This window comes from Paraburkholderia madseniana (assembly GCF_009690905.1).
In the GTDB taxonomy this organism is placed as follows: Bacteria; Pseudomonadota; Gammaproteobacteria; order Burkholderiales; family Burkholderiaceae; genus Paraburkholderia; species Paraburkholderia madseniana.
The window spans coordinates 82,668-102,160 of sequence record NZ_VOSW01000023.1; the positions used below are offsets into that span (position 1 = coordinate 82,668).

Consider the following 19,493-nt stretch of genomic DNA (forward strand, 5'->3'; position numbering starts at 1 on the left):
CGGTGGCTTGGGTCACTGATACCACCGACCTTTGCGCATGGCGCGCCAGTTACGGTGACGCGTGGCGGCGCCGTGGTGTCGCGCGTCACCAAAACGATGGACGGAATCACCGAGTCATCGCGCAAGGTGGCCGAGATCATCGGCATGATCGAGGGGATCGCCTCTCAGACCAATATCCTGGCTTTGAACGCAGGCACGAATCATTTGGCGAGCACTTGAAGGCGGCTAACCTGGTTATCCGAACTCCCTTTTTGTGCCAAAACTCCGGTTCAGTGCAATGTCATACCCCCGTAGAGGCCGGGCGACCGCTTTGAGGATAAGTCGCGATCGGCCAAAACTGGCCGCCTGCTGCCGGCCCACGGCCGTTTGGCATGAGTGAGTTACGCCGACTCGTCGGCGCACATCCCTTGCGTGCTGGATACCGGAACGTATTGACCACTGGAACAATGTGGACTAAAGTGGGCTTAGTCCACTAGGAGCAGTTATGCAAACGGTCAATATTCATGAAGCGAAGACGCAGTTTTCGCGCTTGGTCGATGCCGCAGCCAGCGGCGAGGAAATTGTGATTGCCAAGGCCGGCAAACCGGCTGCGCGCCTGGTCCCGATGGAGCGGGCCAAGGTGGTGCGCCGGTTCGGCGGCCTGAAAGGCAAGGTTCGGATCGCGGAAGACTTCGATGCGCCGCTACCCGATGACGTCATCGCAGCATTCGAGGGCCGTTGATGCGACTGCTTCTCGATACGCATGTTTTCCTCTGGTCGGTCACGGACGACCGCAAGCTGACCAAAGCGGCACGCAAGCTGATACTGGACGCGGACGATGTTTTCGTCAGTAGCGCCAGTATTTGGGAGGCGTCGATCAAGGCAGGGCTTGGCAAGCTCGACGTGGACGTGAACTTGCTGGTGTCCGAGATCGAAGCGAGCGGCTTTTCGGAGTTGCCCGTGCGGGCGGTTCATGCGGCGATGGTTCGCGATCTGCCGGACATTCATCGCGATCCGTTCGACCGGCTTCTGGTCGCACAGGCTCTGTCGGAACCATTACGTTTGGTGACTTCGGACGGCCATCTGTCCAGGTACACCGATCTGGTCATCACCGTGTAGGAAAAGTACTACCTGAAGAGAGTTTCAGTCTTGCTGCGATCATATGCGCGAAGTGCGCCTGCCAGACGCCGAGCCGATCGGACCTATCGTCGTCGCCGGCCAGGACAATTGTCGCCGCCCAGCCTGGACGAGGCCAACCGGGCGTTCGCCGCGTTGCTGAGCGATCTGAACAACCGGTCCCTCAAGAAATTGCCCGGCTCCCGCCGCAGCGTCTTCGACGAGATCGATTGTCCCGCACTCAGGCCGCTGCCCGAGCGGCGCTATCAGTACGCGGAGTGGCAGGTCGCACGCGTCGGACTATCACGTTGAGCTCGACCAGCACTACTACTCGGTGCCCCGTACCGCTATGCGCGCGAACAGGTCGACATGCGTCACATAGCCAACACCGTCGAGATTTTCCATCGCGGCCAGCGCATTGCCGCTCACGGCAAAAGCGCTCGCCGTCGGTACCACACCACGATCGACGTGCACATGCCGCCGGAGCACCTGGCTGTCGCCAAGGGCTGGGATCCGGATCGGCTGCGTAACTGGGCGGCCGACATCGGTCCGCACACGGCGGCCGTCATTCAGCATCTGCTGGGCGCTCGCAAGCACCCGCAACAAGCCTATCGCACCTGCCTGGGCGGTGCTGCGCATGGGCAAGGACTACGGGCGCGACCGGCTCGAAGCTGCCTGCCGCCGCGCTATCCAGAATGTCTTGTCGTATTCCTTGATGATGTCCAGCCGCTGGTTGTCGTCGCGCGATGGCTGACGAACCTAAAAAATAGGCTGTAGTTTGCCATCCGCTTTGCGCCCACACCCGGGACGGTGTGGGCGGCTCGCCGCACGGGTTTCTTCTGCCCATCTCTTCCCGAGTTCCCTTCTGCGTCATTCGCACGCCGACCCATCTCATGCGCTCGCCGCATCCTCATTTTCAGTACCAACGGTGCACCTTTCACGATCGTCCACCTATGGCGCCGCTCCTGCGCGTCCCGGGATCTGAACCGACGTGACGGACTTGGATGCGACGCCCTTGATGGATAGCGCCCCGATGGCTAGCGTCAAGTTGCATGGCTGGTCGCATTGCGCATTGCCATCATGATTGTCGCCATCCACCGCGAGCCTCAAAAGATGATCGCGGTGGACGAGCAACGTTTCGCGGGCAATCCTGTGGGTCAGTAGCTGTGACAGGAACGACGTCACCCATAGTCCAGAACGTGGAAAAATCATGCGTTCCGGATTTGCTTCATCCGCGAGGGCGCACGTGCTCACTTCACATGTTTCGCGCCGGTAAGTGAGCGGAACTACACCGGCTTGAAACCCTGTGGTTCGTCGGCGAAGTGACCCGCCGATGTTGACTCCGGCGCGACTTCGCTGGCGGCCGGTTTGGCAGCCCGTTCTTCGCCAGCTTGCTCGTGGGAGGCCACAGACGGGATGGCCTGCGGCAGCACCATGTCGAGCGCTCGCGTGAGCGCAGGCTTGAGTGCCTGGAATCGCCTCTGGAGAATCATCCGGTCGACCAGCCCGGCCAGCTCACCCTCGCCCGCGCCCTGGCTGTGAGCCTCAGCCAGCAACGTCTCATAGTTGACGGACTCCCGCATGGCGTCACCGATCGCAAAGTGGGCCCGCTCCAGCGCCGAGACTACATTGGATTCCTGAATGACTGCGTTCGAGGTGCAGTTCATGAATTGTGGGTTCTGGGCGAGGTAGGTATCGAGGGTCTCGAACCACCCCGTGCTTTCCTGACCCGACTTCATGGCCGGGACACCGGTGCGCAGAATGCGCAGTTGCCCAGGCACCATGCCCGCCTCGGTCAGCTTCGCGATCTGTGTGATCGCACCACGCTGGGACTCATCGCGAGGGGTGAGTGTGATGACGATGCTGTGGAGGTCGCCGAGCGTTCCGGGCGTTTGACATGCAAATTCGCACAGTGCATCGAAGCCGGAGGGGGCAATGCAGAGGATAGCGCGGCCGGATGTGCAGCTAAGCTTCCTGTAGCTTTCCTCGAATCGAGCAGGTGTGAAGCGGTGTGTGTCGGGTTCAGCATTTGCGTTGCTGCCACGCTGATTGCTGACGGTGACTACCTGCCCGCCGAAATGTGCCTGCGCCAGCGAGCAGACCGTTTCGAGGTTATCGGTAGTGCTCGGTGCGGTGAGAAGAATGTATTGTGGTTTCATCTGTAGCAGTGTGGAAGGTGGATTGTTGGCGACAGACCTGACGCCGGCTCCCGCCCCTTCTGGCTGGGAGCGCCGCGATGGTCAATGTACTCGCCGGGACGTCGTTTTAATGCCGCGCTGTCGATAGCCATCGGGCCCGGCGGCCCCCGGGCGCAGGAATTGGCGGTGTCACTTTTCATGGCGGGTCCTGATGTCTGGGGAGCCAAAGTCATCGCATTTCATCGCTAGTGAGGTTCGTCGTTCGTGCTGTTCCTCGTGCTCCCGGTGTCCGCCGCAACGTTTTCCGGGCTCGCGCCAGAGTCTTTGGGGAAATATTCAAACTGATAGGCACCGCTGTCGGCGTTTTTCACACGTTTGCGCTTGCGCGGGGCGACCAGACCGGCAAGATCGCGCTGATCGCGACCTGCGAGAACCAGCAGTGTGCGCACTGCCGCGAGCACCATGATGAGTTGTGAGTCGGGCATCGGCGAAGCCTCGCAGTGTGCGACGAACGGCGCGAATAGCGACGTCGGGATTTCATCGAGGCTCTTCAGGTCAGCGGCGTGCTGGCTTGCGATAAACGCCTCAAAGGTCTCCCACGCGGGATTCATCAGCCGGGCGAACTGGCCGTCTCGCGAGTAAGAGTTGACAATGAGCTCGATCTGCTGTTTCAGGTCAGGGTAATGCATAGGAATAGGCTCTGGGGTTGAGGGTGGATAGCGTGAATGTGGTTGGTAAGGTCAAACGAAAGGTAGTGCACGTTAGTGCCGGGTGCGTCGTTTTCCTGAAAGTGAACTGCGGTGCTCCCAGTAGATTTTGTCCGGCTTGGGTTGAAGAGGATTCCATATAATGCGAATTGCAATCGATGTCGCATCGCACACGTGTACTATCACTCACCGGTTTCATTTTCTTGTCCAGCGAGACTTTCTGCGCGTCTTTTCGGTGGAATTCGGGCTCCGCAGGTCGTTCAAGACTTCGCTCAGGTATCGTGCGCAACCCATAAAACGGCTTCCCTGCATGATTCTCGAAAAATGCGAAAGAATTCCACGCAGGTACACGCGAGCCGTGAAGGACTGACGGGATGGTCCATGCCCAAGATCGGCGCTCACATGAATGAGCACCGCGTGTTCATCCATGCCGCTTTGGAGGTATTCGAGCGCCTTGTCCTGTGCGTACGAATAACGTGCTGCATGCGACGACGTCTGTCCCGTCATGCCGATGGCGGTATAGAGTGCCTTCAATTTGTTCAGGGCGCTCTCAAGCGAGTTGCGGCGGCCCGTGATCAGTTGGCCACCATTCGCATTGCAGTACTGAACAGCTGAACGTAGGACCCGGATTGTTTCTTCGCGCCGTTGCATGAGGATCGTGACCGTTCGCCGCCTGCCGCCCTTTGCGCCGCGGGTGACTAGGACGGTGTGGTCACCGGCAGTGATGCAGTCGAGCCAGAGTTGAAGGTCCGATGCGCTGCGCAGCGCTTCGAGTCGGCGGAGGCCCAGCAGGCGCTGCAGCAGAAGCAGCAATGCGAACCCCATGTTCAATCGCGCGGCGCGCGCGACGAACGCATCGACTTCAGACGGCAGTAACGCCCTTTTCTGGCCGTTGCGGTCGCGCGAAGAAATTCCCATCGCGGCGTTGGTCAGATAGTCAATATTGCGGCCGGCGCGCCTAAGGGCGCACCGGATTTCCGTGGCCGTATTGCGCACTGTCCCCGGCGCAACACCCCTCGCGACGCAGTGCTGGATATAGAGGAGGATTGCGAACTCGGGTGTGTCCTTCACGCGCCTGGGCTTGATACCGAGAGTTCGTATGAAGCGGGCGAATGCAGTGAATTCGCACATCGTGTTGCGATGACTCGCAAAGGCACCTTGGGCTCTACGCTTGCCGCACCCGATTTCGTGCATATAGTTTGAATGCCAGCTCATTTTTCTGCTCCTTTTGAGATTGCACGGGCGGGCCCATGCGTATCTGTGCGGGGAAACGCACAGCTATCGTCAGTCAGCAATCCTCGCACTGCACTGCACTGCACTGCACTGCACTGCACTGTGCGGTGCGGTGTGGCTCGGGTGTTTGTGTAACGGATGAAGCGAGTCAAGCGGGTGAAGCGGGCGAGGCAGCATGCAAGTGGTCATCAGTCACTCCGCGGCAAAGCTGGGTGGGCATACTCATCCAGCGGAAATCAGGTGCAGCTCTGGGCGCGGACTTCGCAGGTATTTGCGTTGGGGCCACGGATGCCAATGGCAGAGGTGGCGCTCCCCGGGCTGCGGCGAAGCGCACTGCCGTCCGGGATTGCGGTTGCTGTTGATGGGTAGCTGATGTGCAGGGGAATCTGGAGTTAAGTTGGGAGAACCGGCGAGATCCGGTTTGAGATTCTCAGTGCAATGTCTGCTGGGAGTCGGAGGGAGCCGCGGGTGCGCGCAGGACATCTGCACGGAATGCATACAACGTGTCCTGGGTCAGGAGTGGTTGCTTGCGATTGGGGCTCGGAGAATGCCAGTAACGGCGTGTAGACGCTGGGTGCGAGGCGGGGCTCGAAGCAGGGCAGCCGGACGGTCAGTCGCGGCACCGCGAAAGCGGTGACTTACAGCAACGTATGACTATCCTGACTGCAGCTATGGGCTGCACCGAACGTGATATTACAGTTTAAAATGAGGTGTTTATCGACCGCAGAAAACAGTGCAGCCTTGCGGCTGATGCAGGCGGTCTGGTGAGTCCTATGGATACGCTGTCAGGCAGGATGGCTCCAGCCATAACAATACATGCTCACCGCATATGCGGCTCGCCTGATATCCGAACTTCCCGTCTGGACGGTTGAAGAGCCACATGGCTGTGTCTTTCGCGTCCATTTTGTTGAGAAAAATACTGCAGACAGAACCCGCGCACGCAAACACGCCGGCAGACTGCTGCAATCTTCCTGGTCATTCAGCCGTAACAACACAGCTTTTACTTCTGATCCGTGATCGTCAGATAAGCCACGACCACTTGTTCATTTCGCAAGGATGGACAAAAGTGACCATCGCGCAAACCATTACGATTCAGCCCTGAACAGCAGGCGGGAACCGGTGAATCATGCCTGATTAAAATGAAGAGTTTATCGACCGCAGAAAACAGTGCAGCCTTGCGGCTGATGCAGGCGGTCTGGTGAGTCCTATGGATACGCTGTCAGGCAGGATGGCTCCAGCCATAACAATACATGCTCACCGCATATGCATGCGGCTCGCCTGATATCCGAACTTCCCGTCTGGACGGTTGAAGAGCCACATGGCTATGTCTTTCGCGTCCATTTTGTTGAGAAAGATACTGCAGACAGAACCTGCGCACGCAAACACGCCGGCAGACTGCTGCAATCTTCCTGGTCAATCAGCCGTAACAACACAGCTTTTACTTTCATGATCCGTGATCGTCAGATAAGCCACGACCACTTGTTCATTTCACAAGGATGGACAAAATGACCATCGCACAAACCATTACGATTCAGCCCTGAGCAGCGGGCGGGAACCGGTGAAACTGCCTGATGAGAGGCGACGTAATACGGGTACTGCGATAAGGGTAATTCAATCATACAAATACGCCGGCAGGCAAGAGCGCGCGAGCCAGTGTCGCAAAAAAGCGACACATCACGTCCTGCCGGTGGTAGCCCGTCAGCGCTAAGGGCTCGTGCAGAATCAGGCATTTTCCCAGCCGGTTGCCCCGTTACCACTATGCGCCTGCCTCAATCAGCGACCCGTCGCGTCGTCATGCTGAGTCGCCTCGTCATCAGTCGCTCCTGCGGGCAGTCCGACGGTTAGCAGATCAGATGACGACGCTGGCCGGTAACCAGCACCCTGAGTCAATGCGCCGGCAGGGCGGCACGATCCGTGCTGCTCCACGGACGGTTTGCTGGTTGACAAAAAAGTAGCCGGCCATCTTGAGGCCGGCTTCCCGTCGCCGGGATATCCCGGCCAGGACGCGCTGCCGCGCTCCTTGTCATGATGCTACGTCTGTCGCCAGCGTGTCCCACGGTGCGCTCAGCCGATTGCCTTCACGCACGATCAGTCCAGCTGCTTCCAGATCCGTGACGTCTTCATGGACGCGCTTATAGTCGCGCTCCAGTGTCCTCGCGAGGGCGCTGATGCTTTTCGCGCCTTCCCGGTGCAGATGGCGCAGCAGTTCCAGACGCTTGGGCGTGAGCGCCGCGCTCAGCGCTTCCCACGTGAAGAACGTTACGTGCTGCGCCTTAATGTCATCACCTGCCTCCGCGCGATTCCAGGCATTGATGAAGCGGTCGCCCATATCGCGCAGGGTGCCTGCATGCACATTCAGTTTGTTCATTTCCCGCTCCTTTCGCGTTCCGCATCATCTATACGGTCAGCAACCACCTGTTCGACTGTGGTGAAGGCGCGGGGCGCTTCGCGGTCCCGATAATGCCGGTGCTCTGCCTTTGCCCGCCCATTGTCGTAACCGATGATTCGCTCGCCATCCCGACCATAAAACAGTCTGTACGTCAGGCCGTGTGGTCTCTCGTCGTCCGCGTCAGGCAGGCGCCCGATTCGCATGTCGAGACCCTCCCGCCGGGGTATGCCGACCGGTCCTCAAACACGGGTTCATAGAGGTATCTCAGGTGATACGTTCGCGTAGATCGTGGATGAGTTCGAGGACGGCGAGCGGCGGTGTCACGGTAACCGGTCAAGCTGGTAGCGTGATGCGATGAAGACAAGCACGTCACTGTACTATCGCCATCGATTCCCGGGCGCCATCATCAGTTGCGCCGTTCGCGGGTATATCCGGTTTCAATTGAGCCTCCAGCGCAAACAACCCGGCGAACGCCTTGCTGCGTGGCATCGTTTCACCGGGCTTACCCAGAATCCGTCCCGCCTTTAAGGAAAGCTCCGTCCATCGCACTACTGCGACGCGAACACCTTGATGTGACAACGCCTTATTGAGTTGTCAGATTCTTATGGGCGTTATGCCTTTTCCGCCCGCCCATATGTGTCTTCGAATCGCACAATGTCGTCTTCGCCAAGATAGGCGCCGGATTGCACTTCGATCAACTCGAGCGGGATCTTGCCCGGGTTCTTCAGGCGGTGCGTGATTCCAAGTGGAATGTAGGTCGACTGGTTCTCTGTCAGGATGATCTCGTTGTCACCGTTCGTCACGAGTGCCGTGCCCTTCACAACGACCCAGTGCTCGGCACGGTGATGATGCATTTGCAGGCTCAACTGCGCGCCAGGGCGGACCACGATGCGTTTCACCTGGAAGCGATCGCCGCTGTCGATGCCTTCGTATGAGCCCCAGGGACGTGCCACACGACGATGCGTGACTGACTCGTGGCGGCCCGCCGCATTTAACTGGGCAACGATTTTCCTGACGTCCTGCACCTGGTCCCGATTGGCGACCAGTACGGCGTCAGCGGTTTCGATGATGACGACATTGTCGAGACCGATGGCGGCCACCAGTCGATGCTCCGCGCGCACGTATGAGTTGCTCATCGCCTCGGTGAGGACGTCGCCGAGAAGTGAATTGCCCTGAGCATCGTGTTCTGCAATGTCAGCAAGCGCAGTCCATGAGCCGATATCGTTCCAACCGAGGTTCGTTGTGGCAATGACCGCTGCGCGTTTCGTTTTCTCCATCACGGCGTGGTCGATCGAAATGTTCGGGCAGGCGGCGAAGGCTTTAGCGTCGAGGCGCGTGAAGTCGTTGTCGAGCTGCGCCCCGTCGAGCGCCAGTTCTGCCTGTGCAGCGATTTCTGGCTCGTAAAGGCGCAGTTCTTCCATGAGGGTCGAAGCCCGCAGCATGAACATGCCGCTGTTCCAGAAGTAACCTCCTTCACGAAGGAAACGCTGCGCCGTGGCCTCATCCGGTTTTTCGACGAATGCGTCCACCGCGAACGCATGGGTGTCGCCGTCAAGCTGTGCACCCGCACGGATGTAGCCATAACCGGTGTGCGGCTCAGTTGGTGCAATGCCGAAGGTGACCAGATAACCGTCGTTGGCGATCTTAGCCGCGGCTTCGGCTGCCTCGACGAACGCCGCCTCGCCGGTAATGACATGATCCGATGGCAGAACGAGCAGGATGGATTCCGCGGATTCGCGCATCGCTGCCAGCGCGGCAACCGCAATGGCCGGCGCGGTGTTACGGCTGACAGGCTCCAGTACGATCGATGCCGGTGCAATATCCACCTGTCGCAACTGTTCAGCGACCAGAAAGCGCTGGTCATTGTTCGTGACGACGATGGGAGCCGCAACGTTCCTGATGCCGCGCAGGCGCAATACAGTTTGTTGAACCAACGTGTTTTCGCCGGTCAATCTGAGGTACTGCTTCGGGTATCCGCCTCGCGACATCGGCCAAAGTCGGGTACCGCTTCCGCCGCAAAGAATCACTGGATGAATGTTCATGGTCTCACTTCCTCCCTCAGATTTATTTTTGTAGATGCCCATCTTAGCGCAAGCATAAGACGAAGCATTGAGTCACGCCCGTGCTCAAGAATGGCGGCACGCCCCGTGCGCTTTGCATGACAACTGCAAGAGCGCGCCGCCGCCGAGCTTTGATCGACTCAGGCGAAATCGACTCAGGCGAATCCGTGCGGATTCGCCGCCTGCCACCGCCAGTGATCGGCACACATCCGCTCGATCCCAAACTCCGCGCGCCAGCCGAGTACATCCAATGCCGCCGCCGGATCCGCAAAACACGAAGCTACATCACCCGGTCGCCGCGCCACGATCTCATAAGGCACAGGGCGCCCCGAAGCCTTCTCGAACGCCTTGACGACGTCGATCACGCTATACCCCTGCCCAGTCCCGAGATTCACCACAAAACTGGCATCACGCTTAACCAGCGCATCCAGTGCCGCCAGATGCCCACGCGCCAGGTCAACAACGTGGATATAGTCCCGCACGCCGGTGCCATCCGGCGTCTCATAGTCGCCACCGAACACCCGCAGCTTCTCGAGCTTGCCGACAGCAACCTGCGCCACATACGGCATCAGGTTATTCGGAATACCAGCCGGATCCTCCCCCAACAACCCGCTCTCATGCGCGCCAACCGGATTGAAATAGCGCAGCGTCGCGATCCGCCAGGACGCATCCGCCACTTCCAGATCACGCAAAACCTGCTCGGCAATCAGCTTCGACTGCCCATAAGGATTGGTCGCCGACAGCGGAAACGATTCGTCGATCGGCGAGCTCTTCGGCACGCCATACACCGTCGCCGATGAACTGAACACGAACTGCTTCACATTGCGATCGCGCATCACGCCGAGCAGCGTCAGCAAACTGCCGACGTTATTGCTGTAGTACTCGATCGGCTTGGCGACCGATTCGCCCACCGCCTTCAGCGCGGCAAAGTGAATCGCGCCGGTGATCGCGTGTGCGTCGAAAATACGGTTGAGCGCCGCTTCGTCGCGTGCGTCGGCTTCGTAGAAAATCACGACCTTGCCCGTGATTTTCTCCACGCGCCGCAACGATTCGCGGTTGCTGTTCACGAGATTGTCGATTACCACGACGTCGTAACCGCCGTTGAGCAGTTCGACACATGTGTGCGAGCCGATAAATCCTGCGCCGCCCGTTACCAGAATCGTACCCTTCGTGGTCATGCTGTTACTCCGTTAAAGTAAAACGCCCGTCATTTTCTGCACCAGGTCTTTATACGTTTCGACGACCACGCGTTCGTCGAATTCTTTCGCGACTTTCTGTCGGCCGCGTTCTGCCATTGCACGGCGCTCGGCGCCGCTCATGTCGAGCATCTGCGCCAGCTTCTCCGCGAGACTCGCGGCATTGCGCACTTCGCACAGCAATCCATTGACGCCGTCCGCCACCACTTCACGGCAGCCGGGCACATCCGTCGTAACAATCGGCCGGCCCATCGCCGATGCTTCCATCAGCGTGCGCGGCACGCCTTCGCGATAGGAAGGCAGAACGACGCAATCCGCATCGGCGATGAAAGGCCGCACGTCGTGCGCCTCGCCAAGATACTCGATGATGCCTTCCTGCTCCCACGCGGCCACTTCTTCGCGTGTGATTGCGCTCGGATTGTCGACGCCAACCGGGCCGAGCAATTGGAACCGCGCCTGAGGATAACGTTCACGCAAGCGCCGCGCGGCTTCGACATATTCGGCCACGCCCTTGTCCCACAAGAGCCGCCCGATCAGCACGAACTTGAATTCCGTCCGCTCCGGCAGCGGCGTGAAGGCGAATTGTTCGAGATCGACGCCTTCGCCGTGCAGGAGACGCGCACGCTCAGGATGCACCAACAAATTCTGCTCGACAAACGCGGCCTGGTCGTCGCGATTCAGAAACCAGATTTCGCGCGGGAAGCGGAAGGCGAAACGGTACAGTTTCTTGGCGACTTGCGCTGCGCGGCTGTGCTGGATGAACACGTAACCGAGCCCGGTCGTCACCGCCACCGACTGCACGCCCGCCAGTTTCGCGGCGACCGAGCCGTAAATGTTCGGCTTGATCGTGTAGTGGAACACAACGTGCGGGCGGATGTTTCTGTACAAACGATACAACGACAAAAGTGTGCGCAGGTCCTCGCGCGGACTGGTGCCTTTCGACGCCACCGGCAATTCGATGCAGCGGCAGCCCATCGCGGTGAGCAGCTCGAACGTGCGGTCGCGCGGCGCGAGCACCGTCACGTCGACGCCGCGCCCAACCAGCGTGCGGATCAGCCCTTGCCGGTACGTATAGATTGCCCAGGCGGTGTTACAGACGAGTGTAATGCGTAGCGCGGGTGTCGATTTCAAGGCAGGCTTCATGCGGGAACGGGCTCGACGGTGAATGACAGGGTGAATGACGGCATAACGGAATCAATGGCCCGCACGCGGCGCGAGCAGCGTGCGTTTGACCCGCTGCAATGCGCGGTAAGGCGTCACGAAGTGCAGCAGATTTTTGGCGAGACCCAGCCAGTCGTACAGATTGGTGACGTTGAAGTAGCGCAGTTGCAGCCGCAGCGTCGAGCTGACCTGGCGGCGCCGTTTGGTCGCGCTGATGCCGCCTTCGTTCAGCTCGTAGTAGAGCCCGAGTTCCGGCAGGTTTGCGCAGTCGTAGCGCGCCATCAGGCGCACGAACAGATCGAGGTCTTCGGCGGAAGGATACGCAGCGCGATAGTTGCCGACCGCGCGCACTGCGTCGATGCGCAGCATCATCGAAGGATGCGCGAGGCATGAACGGAAGAAGCGCAGGCGCCGGATCTCGTTCGGTTCGGCGGGCGGCGTCAGCATGAAAAGCGGCTTGCCTTCACGCGTGACGACCTGCGTCCACATGCCGAGGCCGGCCACTTGCGGATGCAACTCCATGAACACGCGTTGTTTGGCCAGGCGCTGCGGCACGCTGCGGTCGCCCGCGTCGATGCGTGCTGCGTAGCGAAAGCCGCGCTGCGCAAGGGCGTCGATGCCGGTTTGCAGCGCGCGCTCGATGCCGCCGTTCTGCGGCATGCGCAGCACTTCGATCTTCATGTTGGCGATCGCCGGCGCGACGATCGGCGGCGTGCTGCCGTCGTCGACGATCAATACATGGATCAACGCGCTTTCGCTGAACGAGGCCAGCGTGAGGTCGACGTCGGCCTGGCCGTTGTACGCCGGCATCAGGACGGCGACGTCGTCGAGAGACATTTGCGCGGCGGCGGATGAATTCGTCATGGGCGCAATTTGAAACGAATGTAATAAAGATTAACTGACGCGGCGGCGAGATAACCGGCCGCGAGGCCCACCAGCGCACCGTAAGCGCCAAGCCGCGGAATCGCCAGCAGATTGACCACGAACGCAACGGCCAGCGCCAGCAGCCACTTCGAGAGCAACACGAATTTGGCCTGATATTTCAGCACGATCAGATTGCCGATCGCTTCGATGCCGGCCGGCACGGAAAGCCACACGGCCCAGCGGAAAATCTCGATGGCGCCTTCGAAGTCCGGTCCGAACACGCGGCGGATGATGAAACCCGCCAGCAAATCCAGCACGATCGCGCCGCTTACCATCAGCGCGGCAGTCATGGCGGTCAGCCGCCACACGTTGCGGCGCAATTGCGCGGCATCCTGTACGCGGTAGACAAAGGCGGGCGCAATCGTCTGCGCAAGCATCAGCGCGAGCGTGATCCAGTTTTCGTTCAACTGCTGCGCGGCGGAATAGCGCCCGAGGTCGGCGAAAGAAATGGCCCGCTCGAGCATCAGTCGGTCCAGTTTCAGGAACAGATACATACAGATCAGCCCGATCCAGAACACCGTGCCCGCGGTCGCGAAGTGCTTGAAGAGCGAACGATCGAGGTGCCAGCCGAGTTTGCCGCCATGCCGGCCGGTGTAATAGATCAGCAGAACCGCGCCAATGGCCGCCGATTCGACCGCCCACAGCCAGCCAAAGCGCGCGGGCGTTGCCATTGCGCGCACCATCAGATAGACGACACCGGCCTTCAGCACCGCGGTGCTCATGCTGGTGAGCAACTGCGGCTTGCTGTACGTCATGCTTTGCAGCCACGCATTGATCACGCCAACGAACGGTTCGCGAAACAGCATCGTCACCGCGAGGCCGGCGAGCATGGCGCCCACCAGCGGGTCGAAAAAGTGCAGCGCGATGCCGAGCCACGTGAGCAGCAGCGCCGCCACGGACACCGAAAAGCGCAGCGCGAAGGCGCTGCCGAGCACCGTACCCAGTTGACTTGGCGGCCGGCCGACGATGGTGGGAACCAGAATTTCCGCCCCGCACACCCAGGTGATCGGCGACAGCACCAGCAGCAGCGTGTTCGCGTACTGCCATTTGCCGAAGGTGTCAGGCCCGAAGTAGCGCGCCAGCATGCCGCTGATGGCGATCGCCACGCCGATCTGCGTGAGCCGCTCCAGCCCGAGCCAGACGATGTTGGTGAAGGCGCGCGTGACGTCCGGATTGGCGAAGCGTTTGAGCGTCAGCATCCGGCGGACACTCGCCTATGCGGTTGCACGCGTTGTAGGTGTTGCATGTGTTGTGCGGGGGACGCAACGTGCGCCAGGGCGCAATGTGTAACAGCCCACCTGGCCGACTGTCGCGGCAACATTGCAAAAGCAGGGCGTCTAAGCATTAGAATGGATGTCTATTAGGGCATGTCCGAAAGGCGCAATTATAAGTTGGAACCGGATCGCTTCCGGCAAGGGCGCATCGCTCGGTTTAGCAGGTAGTTTTACCGATCCCTCGGCAATACGCCGGTCAAATTTTTCCATTGCACGCAAGTGAGCCAACATGATCTCCAAATCTATTTTCAAGGCGTATGACATTCGCGGTGTGATCGGCAAGACGCTCGACACTGACGCAGCGCGTTCGATCGGTCTCGCTTTTGGCAGCGAAGTGCGGGCGCAAGGCGGCGACGCCGTGGTGGTGGCGCGTGACGGCCGCCTCTCGGGTCCCGATCTGATCCAGGCGCTATCGGACGGTCTGCGTGCGGCTGGCGTCGACGTAGTCAACGTCGGCATGGTGCCGACACCGGTCGGCTATTTCGCGGCCAGCGTGCCGTTGCAGCTCGACGGCGGCGAGCGCCGCGTCGATTCGTGCATCGTCGTGACGGGCAGCCACAATCCGCCTGACTACAACGGCTTCAAGATGGTCTTGCGCGGCGCGGCCATTTACGGCGAGCAGATCCTCGCGCTGCATCAGCGCATCGTCGACGAAAACTTCTCTGCGGGCAGCGGCACGTACACCGAGTACGACATCGCCGACGCCTATCTGGATCGCATCACCAGCGACGTCAAGCTCGCACGCCCGATCAAGATCGTGGTCGACACCGGCAACGGTGTGGCTGGTGGCCTCGCGCCGAAGCTCTTCAAGAAGCTCGGCTGCGAACTGGTGGAACTGTTCACCGAAATCGACGGCAACTTCCCGAACCATCACCCGGACCCGGCTCACCCGGAAAACCTCCAGGACGTAATCCGCGCGCTGAAGGAAACGGACGCTGAAATCGGTTTCGCATTCGACGGCGACGGCGACCGTCTCGGCGTCGTCACCAAAGACGGCCAGATCATCTATCCGGACCGGCAGTTGATGCTGTTCGCCGAAGAAGTGCTGTCGCGCAACAAGGGCGCGCAGATCATTTACGACGTGAAGTGCACGCGCAATCTGGGCAAGTGGATCAAGGAGAAGGGCGGCGAACCGCTGATGTGGAAGACCGGCCACTCGCTGGTCAAGGCGAAGCTGCGCGAAACCGGCGCACCGCTGGCGGGCGAAATGAGCGGCCACGTGTTCTTCAAGGACCGCTGGTACGGTTTCGACGACGGCCTGTACACGGGCGCGCGGCTGCTGGAAATCCTGACGCGTGTGGCAGATCCGAGCAAGCTGTTGAACACGCTGCCGAACTCGAATTCCACGCCGGAACTGCAATTGAAGCTCGAAGAAGGCGAAAACTTCGAACTGATCGCGCGTTTGCAGCAAAACGCGACGTTCACCGGCGCGGACGACGTCGTGAAGATCGACGGCTTGCGTGTCGAGTACCCGGACGGCTTCGGCCTCGCGCGCTCGTCGAACACCACGCCGGTGGTGGTCATGCGTTTCGAAGCCGATAGCGACGCAGCGCTCAAGCGCATCCAGGAAGACTTCCGCCGCGTAATCATGGCGGAGAAGCCGGACGCGAAGCTGCCGTTCTAAAAGCTCCAGCGGCGGCGCGGTTCTTCGTGAACCGCGGTTGCTGTCGAACGCGGCGCGGGTTTCACTTACCGCGCCGCGTTTTTTCATGCCATTTACCTGTGTCGCGATAGAATTGCCGTCCTTTCATAGCATCTTCGGGCCGGATAGCCGGTTTTCCCACACTTGAGCGTGCAAAAGATACTAATCGTGAGGGTGTCGTCATTGGGCGACGTCGTTCACAACATGCCGGTGATCGCCGACATCCGACGCCGCCATCCCGAGGCCCAGATCGACTGGCTCGTCGAAGAAAGCTTCGTGGGCCTCGTGGGGCTCGTCAGCGGCGTGCGGCGGGCGATTCCCGTGTCGCTGCGGCGCTGGCGCAAGCGCATCCTCTCGGTCGACAACTGGCGCGAGATCAGCGCGTTTCGCCGCGCGCTCGCCGCCGAGAACTACGACCTCGTGATCGACTGCCAGGGGCTCATCAAGACCGCGTGGGTCGCGAGCATGGCGCGCGGGCCGCTGGTCGGCCTCGCGAACCGTACCGACGGCGCGGGCTTCGAATGGCCGGTGCGCTTCTTCTACGACAAACGCGTGCCGATCGAGCCGCGCACCCATGTGGTCGAGCGTACGCGCCAACTGGTGGCCGCGGCGCTGGACGACCCGCAGCCGCAACCCACCGACGAGATCGACTTCGGCATCGACTCCGGGCGCGCGGCGCTGGCTTTGTCGGAAGCGAATCTGAATCTGCCGGTGCCTTACGTCGTGTTTGTGCACGCCACCTCGCGCGCCGACAAGCAGTGGCCCGACACCGCCTGGATCGAACTTGGGCAGTCTTTGGTGCGGCGCGGCGCGTCGATCGTGCTGCCGTGGGGCAGCGAGGAAGAGCGCGTCACCAGCGAGCGTCTGGCGAAGGAATTCGGCGGTGCGGCGATCGTGCCGCCCAAGCTGTCGTTGCCGGCGGTGGTCGGCCTGATCGAAGGCGCCGCCGCGACAGTCGGCGTTGACACAGGTCTAGTTCACATTGCGGCGGCGCTGAAGCGGCCGACAGTCGAGTTGTACAATTTCGCCACCGCATGGCGTACGGGCGGCTACTGGTCGCCGAACGTCGTCAATCTCGGCACGGCCGGCAAGCCGCCCACGCTGCAGGAAGTGAAGTCCGCGCTGGCCGGTTTCGGCCTACTCTAATGCTGTAGCGCTGTAATGCGGTGTGCTTCGCCTTACGCTCCATCCGTTTTCAAGGGCGACCATGAACGAAACCCAGATCATCGAAGTAGCGAACGCTGACTGGCACGGACGTAATCTGTCCGTGCCGCGCGAGATGCTGCTGGCCGGCGTCGAACGCGGCAAGGTGCTGTACTTTCCGAACCTGAGCTTTGCCATCGAAGGCGGCGAACAGGCCTTGCTCGATCCCGCACTGGCCGATCCGAGCCGCAAGAACATCAGTCTTGAGCCGAACGGCGGCGCGCTGCATGGCGTGGCCGGCGATGCGGTTACGCAATCGGCGGTGCGCGCGTTGATCGCGCGTTATCAGTCCAACGCGCGTACGTTGGTCGATGGGCTCTTTCCTGAATACAACGGCAGGTTGCGCGTCGCGCCGACGAGCCTGCGGCTGCATCAGGTGGAAGGGCGCGAGACGTCCTGGCGTAAGGACGACAGCCGTCTGCATGTTGACGCCTTTCCGTCGCGGCCGAATTACGGCGAGCGCATTCTGCGCGTGTTCACCAACGTGAATCCGCATGGCGCACCGCGCGTGTGGCGCGTCGGCGAACCGTTCGAGGATATGGCCAAGCGCTTCCTGCCGCGCATCAAACCGCAGATGCCGGGCTCGGCGTGGCTGTTGAATCTGCTGCATGTGACCAAGTCGCCGCGCAGCGAATACGACCATTTGATGCTGAATCTCCACGACGGCATGAAGGCCGATCTCGAGTATCAGAAGTCGAGCCCGCAGGAGACCATGCCGTTTCCGCCGGGTAGCGTGTGGGTGTGTTTCTCCGACCAGACTTCGCATGCGGTGATGTCCGGCCAGTTCATGCTGGAGCAGACCTTCTTCCTGCCGGTCAAGGCGATGGCGCAGCCGGACTGCGCACCGCTCGGCATTCTCGAGCGCCTGAAGGGCAGGGCTCTCGTTTGAGCGCCGCTGTCTGTTTCGATCGTGCGGTGAAACGCGCGCTTGCATTCGGATTCACGCTCGGGCGTGCGGAGTCCCGATGCTGAGGGCGATTTATAACGCGCTCTGGTGGATCGTCGCGCCGCTTGCCGTGCTGCGCTTGCTGATTCGTTCGCGCAAGGAGCGTGGCTATCGTGAGCATATCGCCGAGCGTTTCGGATACTCGCGAGGTCGGCTGCCGGAAGACAATGCACCGCTGATCTGGGTGCATGCGGTGTCGGTGGGCGAGACGCGTGCCGCGCAACCGTTGATCGATGCGCTGATGAAGGCGCGTCCCGATGCGCGAATTCTTTTGACGCATATGACGCCGAGTGGCCGCGCGACCGGCGAGCAAATTTTTGGCGACCGCGTGTTGCGCAGTTATCTGCCGTACGACATGCCGCACGTGGTGCGGCGGTTTTTGCGGGCGTGGCGGCCGTCGCTCGGTCTGGTGATGGAAACCGAGGTGTGGCCCACGCTGATCGACGAATGCCGTCGCGCGGACGTGCCGCTGGTGCTGACCAATGCGCGGATGTCGGCGCGCTCGTATAAGCGCGCAGCCAAGTTCGGCCATGCGACCAAGGATGTGTTCGGCGGGTTTGCGCGAGTGCTGGCGCAGAGTCCGTCGGATGCGGAGCGGCTTACTGCACTCGGTGCGCGTAATGTCGCGGTGCTTGGGAATTTGAAGTTCGATATGAGCACGCCGCCGGAATTGGCGGCGCGTGGTCATGCATGGCGTGCGGCGATCGGCACGCGGCCTGTGTGGGTTGCGGCGAGTACGCGTGAAGGCGAAGAGGAACTGGTGCTGCAGGCGTTCGCGGCGCTGGGTATCGAGGATGCGTTGCTGATTCTGGTGCCGCGTCATCCGCAACGGTTTAATGAAGTGGCGGGGCTGGTCGAGAAGGCTGGTTTGCGTCTTGAGCGGCGTTCGATATGGGCGCCTGCTGCGACGGTGGCGTCGGGTGCTGCTTCAGCTATAGGCGGCGGTGTGCTTGCTTTGCCTTCTGACGTCAACGTGCTGCTTGGCGATTCGATGGGCGAGTTGGGCGCTTACTATGCGGCTTCGGATCTGGCGTTTATCGGTGGGAGTTTGCTGCCGCTGGGCGGGCAGAATCTGATTGAGGCATGCGCGGTTGGGGTGCCGGTGCTGATCGGGCCGCATGTGTTCAACTTCACGCAAGCGACTGCGGATGCGGTCGCGGCGGGTGCGGCGGTGCAGGTGCAAGATCCGGCTGATCTGGCGCGGGCGTTGCGCGAGCTCTTCGGCGATAAGGCAAGGCGGCTGGCGATGGGCGGTGCAGCTTCGGCGTTTGCCGCGCGCCATCGTGGCGCGACGGCGCGGACTGTTGATGTGTTGATGGCGGTGTTGCCGGAGGAATGAGAGGAGACGCGCAAGCGCCCCGAATTCAAAGCTTCAAAGCTTCAAAGCGCGCCTCTCGGGCTTAGAGCGTGTTAGGCACTTTGAAGTACTGGCACCGCGTGAACGAGCATAAGTATTGCGAAGACCACGAAATGAAGCCCGGCAAGCGTTTCGGGTAGTCGCTCGTAATCACGTGCGAGGCGACGG

Annotated in this window: 16 protein-coding genes and 4 pseudogenes; 9 read left to right on the forward strand and 11 right to left on the reverse strand. The window is 60.8% G+C overall.

From position 1 onward, the window contains the following. Positions 1–33: 33 nt before the first annotated feature. From FSO04_RS14345 to FSO04_RS14360, 4 genes and pseudogenes are all read left to right on the forward strand, one after another. A pseudogene (locus FSO04_RS14345) lies at positions 34–192 on the forward strand (methyl-accepting chemotaxis protein); the annotation flags it as partial. A gap of 292 nt (positions 193–484) precedes the next feature. Continuing rightward, the gene (locus tag FSO04_RS14350; protein ID WP_154560309.1) at positions 485–721 is read left to right on the forward strand and encodes a type II toxin-antitoxin system Phd/YefM family antitoxin; all 237 of its coding nucleotides are present in this window, start codon (positions 485–487) and stop codon (positions 719–721) included. Next, positions 721–1,098 carry a type II toxin-antitoxin system VapC family toxin gene (locus FSO04_RS14355; RefSeq protein ID WP_154560310.1) on the forward strand — a complete coding sequence of 126 codons (378 nt, stop codon included), beginning with the start codon at positions 721–723 and terminating at the stop codon, positions 1,096–1,098. The genes FSO04_RS14350 and FSO04_RS14355 overlap by 1 nt, the downstream gene beginning before the upstream one ends. Positions 1,099–1,218: 120 nt before the next feature. Beyond that, positions 1,219–1,789: pseudogene (locus FSO04_RS14360) on the forward strand (Mu transposase domain-containing protein); the annotation flags it as partial. A 592-nt stretch (positions 1,790–2,381) separates the two neighbouring features. On the opposite strand, the gene FSO04_RS14365 reads toward FSO04_RS14360, so the two are convergent. The 5 genes from FSO04_RS14365 to FSO04_RS47485 form a co-directional block, all read right to left on the reverse strand. Continuing rightward, positions 2,382–3,254, reverse strand: a complete 873-nt coding sequence (locus FSO04_RS14365; protein ID WP_154560311.1) for a hypothetical protein — start codon at positions 3,252–3,254, stop codon at positions 2,382–2,384. A 224-nt stretch (positions 3,255–3,478) separates the two neighbouring features. Then, complete coding sequence (locus FSO04_RS14370; protein ID WP_154560312.1) at positions 3,479–3,922, reverse strand: hypothetical protein; 444 nt, start codon at positions 3,920–3,922, stop codon at positions 3,479–3,481. A gap of 213 nt (positions 3,923–4,135) precedes the next feature. Further along, on the reverse strand, positions 4,136–5,155 hold the full coding sequence (locus FSO04_RS14375; protein WP_154560313.1) for an integrase domain-containing protein: 1,020 nt from the start codon (positions 5,153–5,155) through the stop codon (positions 4,136–4,138). Positions 5,156–7,196: 2,041 nt separating this feature from the next. Next, positions 7,197–7,541 (reverse strand): HVO_A0114 family putative DNA-binding protein, encoded by a 345-nt coding sequence (locus FSO04_RS14380; protein WP_154560314.1) that lies wholly within the window; start codon positions 7,539–7,541, stop codon positions 7,197–7,199. Beyond that, positions 7,538–7,765: a toxin-antitoxin system TumE family protein gene (locus FSO04_RS47485; RefSeq protein WP_233464852.1), complete on the reverse strand. Its 228-nt coding sequence runs from the start codon at positions 7,763–7,765 to the stop codon at positions 7,538–7,540. Before FSO04_RS47485 ends, FSO04_RS14380 begins: the two co-directional genes overlap by 4 nt. Positions 7,766–7,916: 151 nt before the next feature. On the opposite strand from FSO04_RS47485, the pseudogene FSO04_RS49015 reads away from it, so the two are divergent. Then, a pseudogene (locus tag FSO04_RS49015) lies at positions 7,917–8,015 on the forward strand (IS6 family transposase); the annotation flags it as partial. Between the two features lie 158 nt (positions 8,016–8,173). Here FSO04_RS49015 and FSO04_RS14385 read toward each other — a convergent pair. The 5 genes from FSO04_RS14385 to FSO04_RS14405 form a co-directional block, all read right to left on the reverse strand. Continuing rightward, the gene (locus tag FSO04_RS14385) at positions 8,174–9,604 is read right to left on the reverse strand and encodes a mannose-1-phosphate guanylyltransferase/mannose-6-phosphate isomerase (RefSeq protein WP_154560315.1); all 1,431 of its coding nucleotides are present in this window, start codon (positions 9,602–9,604) and stop codon (positions 8,174–8,176) included. Positions 9,605–9,777: 173 nt separating this feature from the next. Then, a complete protein-coding gene (galE, locus tag FSO04_RS14390; RefSeq protein ID WP_154560316.1) occupies positions 9,778–10,800 on the reverse strand; it encodes a UDP-glucose 4-epimerase GalE in 1,023 nt (340 codons plus the stop codon). Positions 10,801–10,812: 12 nt separating this feature from the next. After that, on the reverse strand, positions 10,813–11,961 hold the full coding sequence (locus FSO04_RS14395; protein WP_154560317.1) for a glycosyltransferase family 4 protein: 1,149 nt from the start codon (positions 11,959–11,961) through the stop codon (positions 10,813–10,815). Positions 11,962–12,012: 51 nt separating this feature from the next. Further along, positions 12,013–12,843 (reverse strand): glycosyltransferase, encoded by an 831-nt coding sequence (locus tag FSO04_RS14400; RefSeq protein ID WP_154560318.1) that lies wholly within the window; start codon positions 12,841–12,843, stop codon positions 12,013–12,015. Further along, positions 12,840–14,102, reverse strand: a complete 1,263-nt coding sequence (locus tag FSO04_RS14405; RefSeq protein WP_154560319.1) for an oligosaccharide flippase family protein — start codon at positions 14,100–14,102, stop codon at positions 12,840–12,842. Before FSO04_RS14405 ends, FSO04_RS14400 begins: the two co-directional genes overlap by 4 nt. 304 nt (positions 14,103–14,406) lie before the next feature. Between FSO04_RS14405 and FSO04_RS14410 the strand changes: the two genes are divergently transcribed. From FSO04_RS14410 to waaA, 4 genes are all read left to right on the forward strand, one after another. Then, positions 14,407–15,801: a phosphomannomutase/phosphoglucomutase gene (locus FSO04_RS14410; RefSeq protein WP_154560320.1), complete on the forward strand. Its 1,395-nt coding sequence runs from the start codon at positions 14,407–14,409 to the stop codon at positions 15,799–15,801. A gap of 162 nt (positions 15,802–15,963) precedes the next feature. Further along, positions 15,964–16,965 (forward strand): lipopolysaccharide heptosyltransferase I, encoded by a 1,002-nt coding sequence (gene waaC, locus FSO04_RS14415; protein WP_154560321.1) that lies wholly within the window; start codon positions 15,964–15,966, stop codon positions 16,963–16,965. 61 nt (positions 16,966–17,026) lie between these two features. Then, positions 17,027–17,911 carry a Kdo hydroxylase KdoO gene (locus tag FSO04_RS14420; protein WP_154560322.1) on the forward strand — a complete coding sequence of 295 codons (885 nt, stop codon included), beginning with the start codon at positions 17,027–17,029 and terminating at the stop codon, positions 17,909–17,911. Positions 17,912–17,987: 76 nt separating this feature from the next. Beyond that, positions 17,988–19,307: a lipid IV(A) 3-deoxy-D-manno-octulosonic acid transferase gene (waaA, locus tag FSO04_RS14425; RefSeq protein WP_154560323.1), complete on the forward strand. Its 1,320-nt coding sequence runs from the start codon at positions 17,988–17,990 to the stop codon at positions 19,305–19,307. Positions 19,308–19,378: 71 nt separating this feature from the next. Here waaA and FSO04_RS14430 read toward each other — a convergent pair. After that, a pseudogene (locus FSO04_RS14430) lies at positions 19,379–19,493 on the reverse strand (IS5/IS1182 family transposase); the annotation flags it as partial.

Coding starts and splice junctions, on each gene's coding strand:
- FSO04_RS14350 (WP_154560309.1), top strand. CDS start 485: ATGCAAACGGTCAATATTCATGAAGCGAAGACGCAGTTTTCGCGCTTG.
- FSO04_RS14355 (WP_154560310.1), top strand. CDS start 721: ATGCGACTGCTTCTCGATACGCATGTTTTCCTCTGGTCGGTCACGGAC.
- FSO04_RS14365 (WP_154560311.1), bottom strand. CDS start 3,254: ATGAAACCACAATACATTCTTCTCACCGCACCGAGCACTACCGATAAC.
- FSO04_RS14370 (WP_154560312.1), bottom strand. CDS start 3,922: ATGCATTACCCTGACCTGAAACAGCAGATCGAGCTCATTGTCAACTCT.
- FSO04_RS14375 (WP_154560313.1), bottom strand. CDS start 5,155: ATGAGCTGGCATTCAAACTATATGCACGAAATCGGGTGCGGCAAGCGT.
- FSO04_RS14380 (WP_154560314.1), bottom strand. CDS start 7,541: ATGAACAAACTGAATGTGCATGCAGGCACCCTGCGCGATATGGGCGAC.
- FSO04_RS47485 (WP_233464852.1), bottom strand. CDS start 7,765: ATGCGAATCGGGCGCCTGCCTGACGCGGACGACGAGAGACCACACGGC.
- FSO04_RS14385 (WP_154560315.1), bottom strand. CDS start 9,604: ATGAACATTCATCCAGTGATTCTTTGCGGCGGAAGCGGTACCCGACTT.
- galE (WP_154560316.1), bottom strand. CDS start 10,800: ATGACCACGAAGGGTACGATTCTGGTAACGGGCGGCGCAGGATTTATC.
- FSO04_RS14395 (WP_154560317.1), bottom strand. CDS start 11,961: ATGAAGCCTGCCTTGAAATCGACACCCGCGCTACGCATTACACTCGTC.
- FSO04_RS14400 (WP_154560318.1), bottom strand. CDS start 12,843: ATGACGAATTCATCCGCCGCCGCGCAAATGTCTCTCGACGACGTCGCC.
- FSO04_RS14405 (WP_154560319.1), bottom strand. CDS start 14,102: ATGCTGACGCTCAAACGCTTCGCCAATCCGGACGTCACGCGCGCCTTC.
- FSO04_RS14410 (WP_154560320.1), top strand. CDS start 14,407: ATGATCTCCAAATCTATTTTCAAGGCGTATGACATTCGCGGTGTGATC.
- FSO04_RS14420 (WP_154560322.1), top strand. CDS start 17,027: ATGAACGAAACCCAGATCATCGAAGTAGCGAACGCTGACTGGCACGGA.
- waaA (WP_154560323.1), top strand. CDS start 17,988: ATGCTGAGGGCGATTTATAACGCGCTCTGGTGGATCGTCGCGCCGCTT.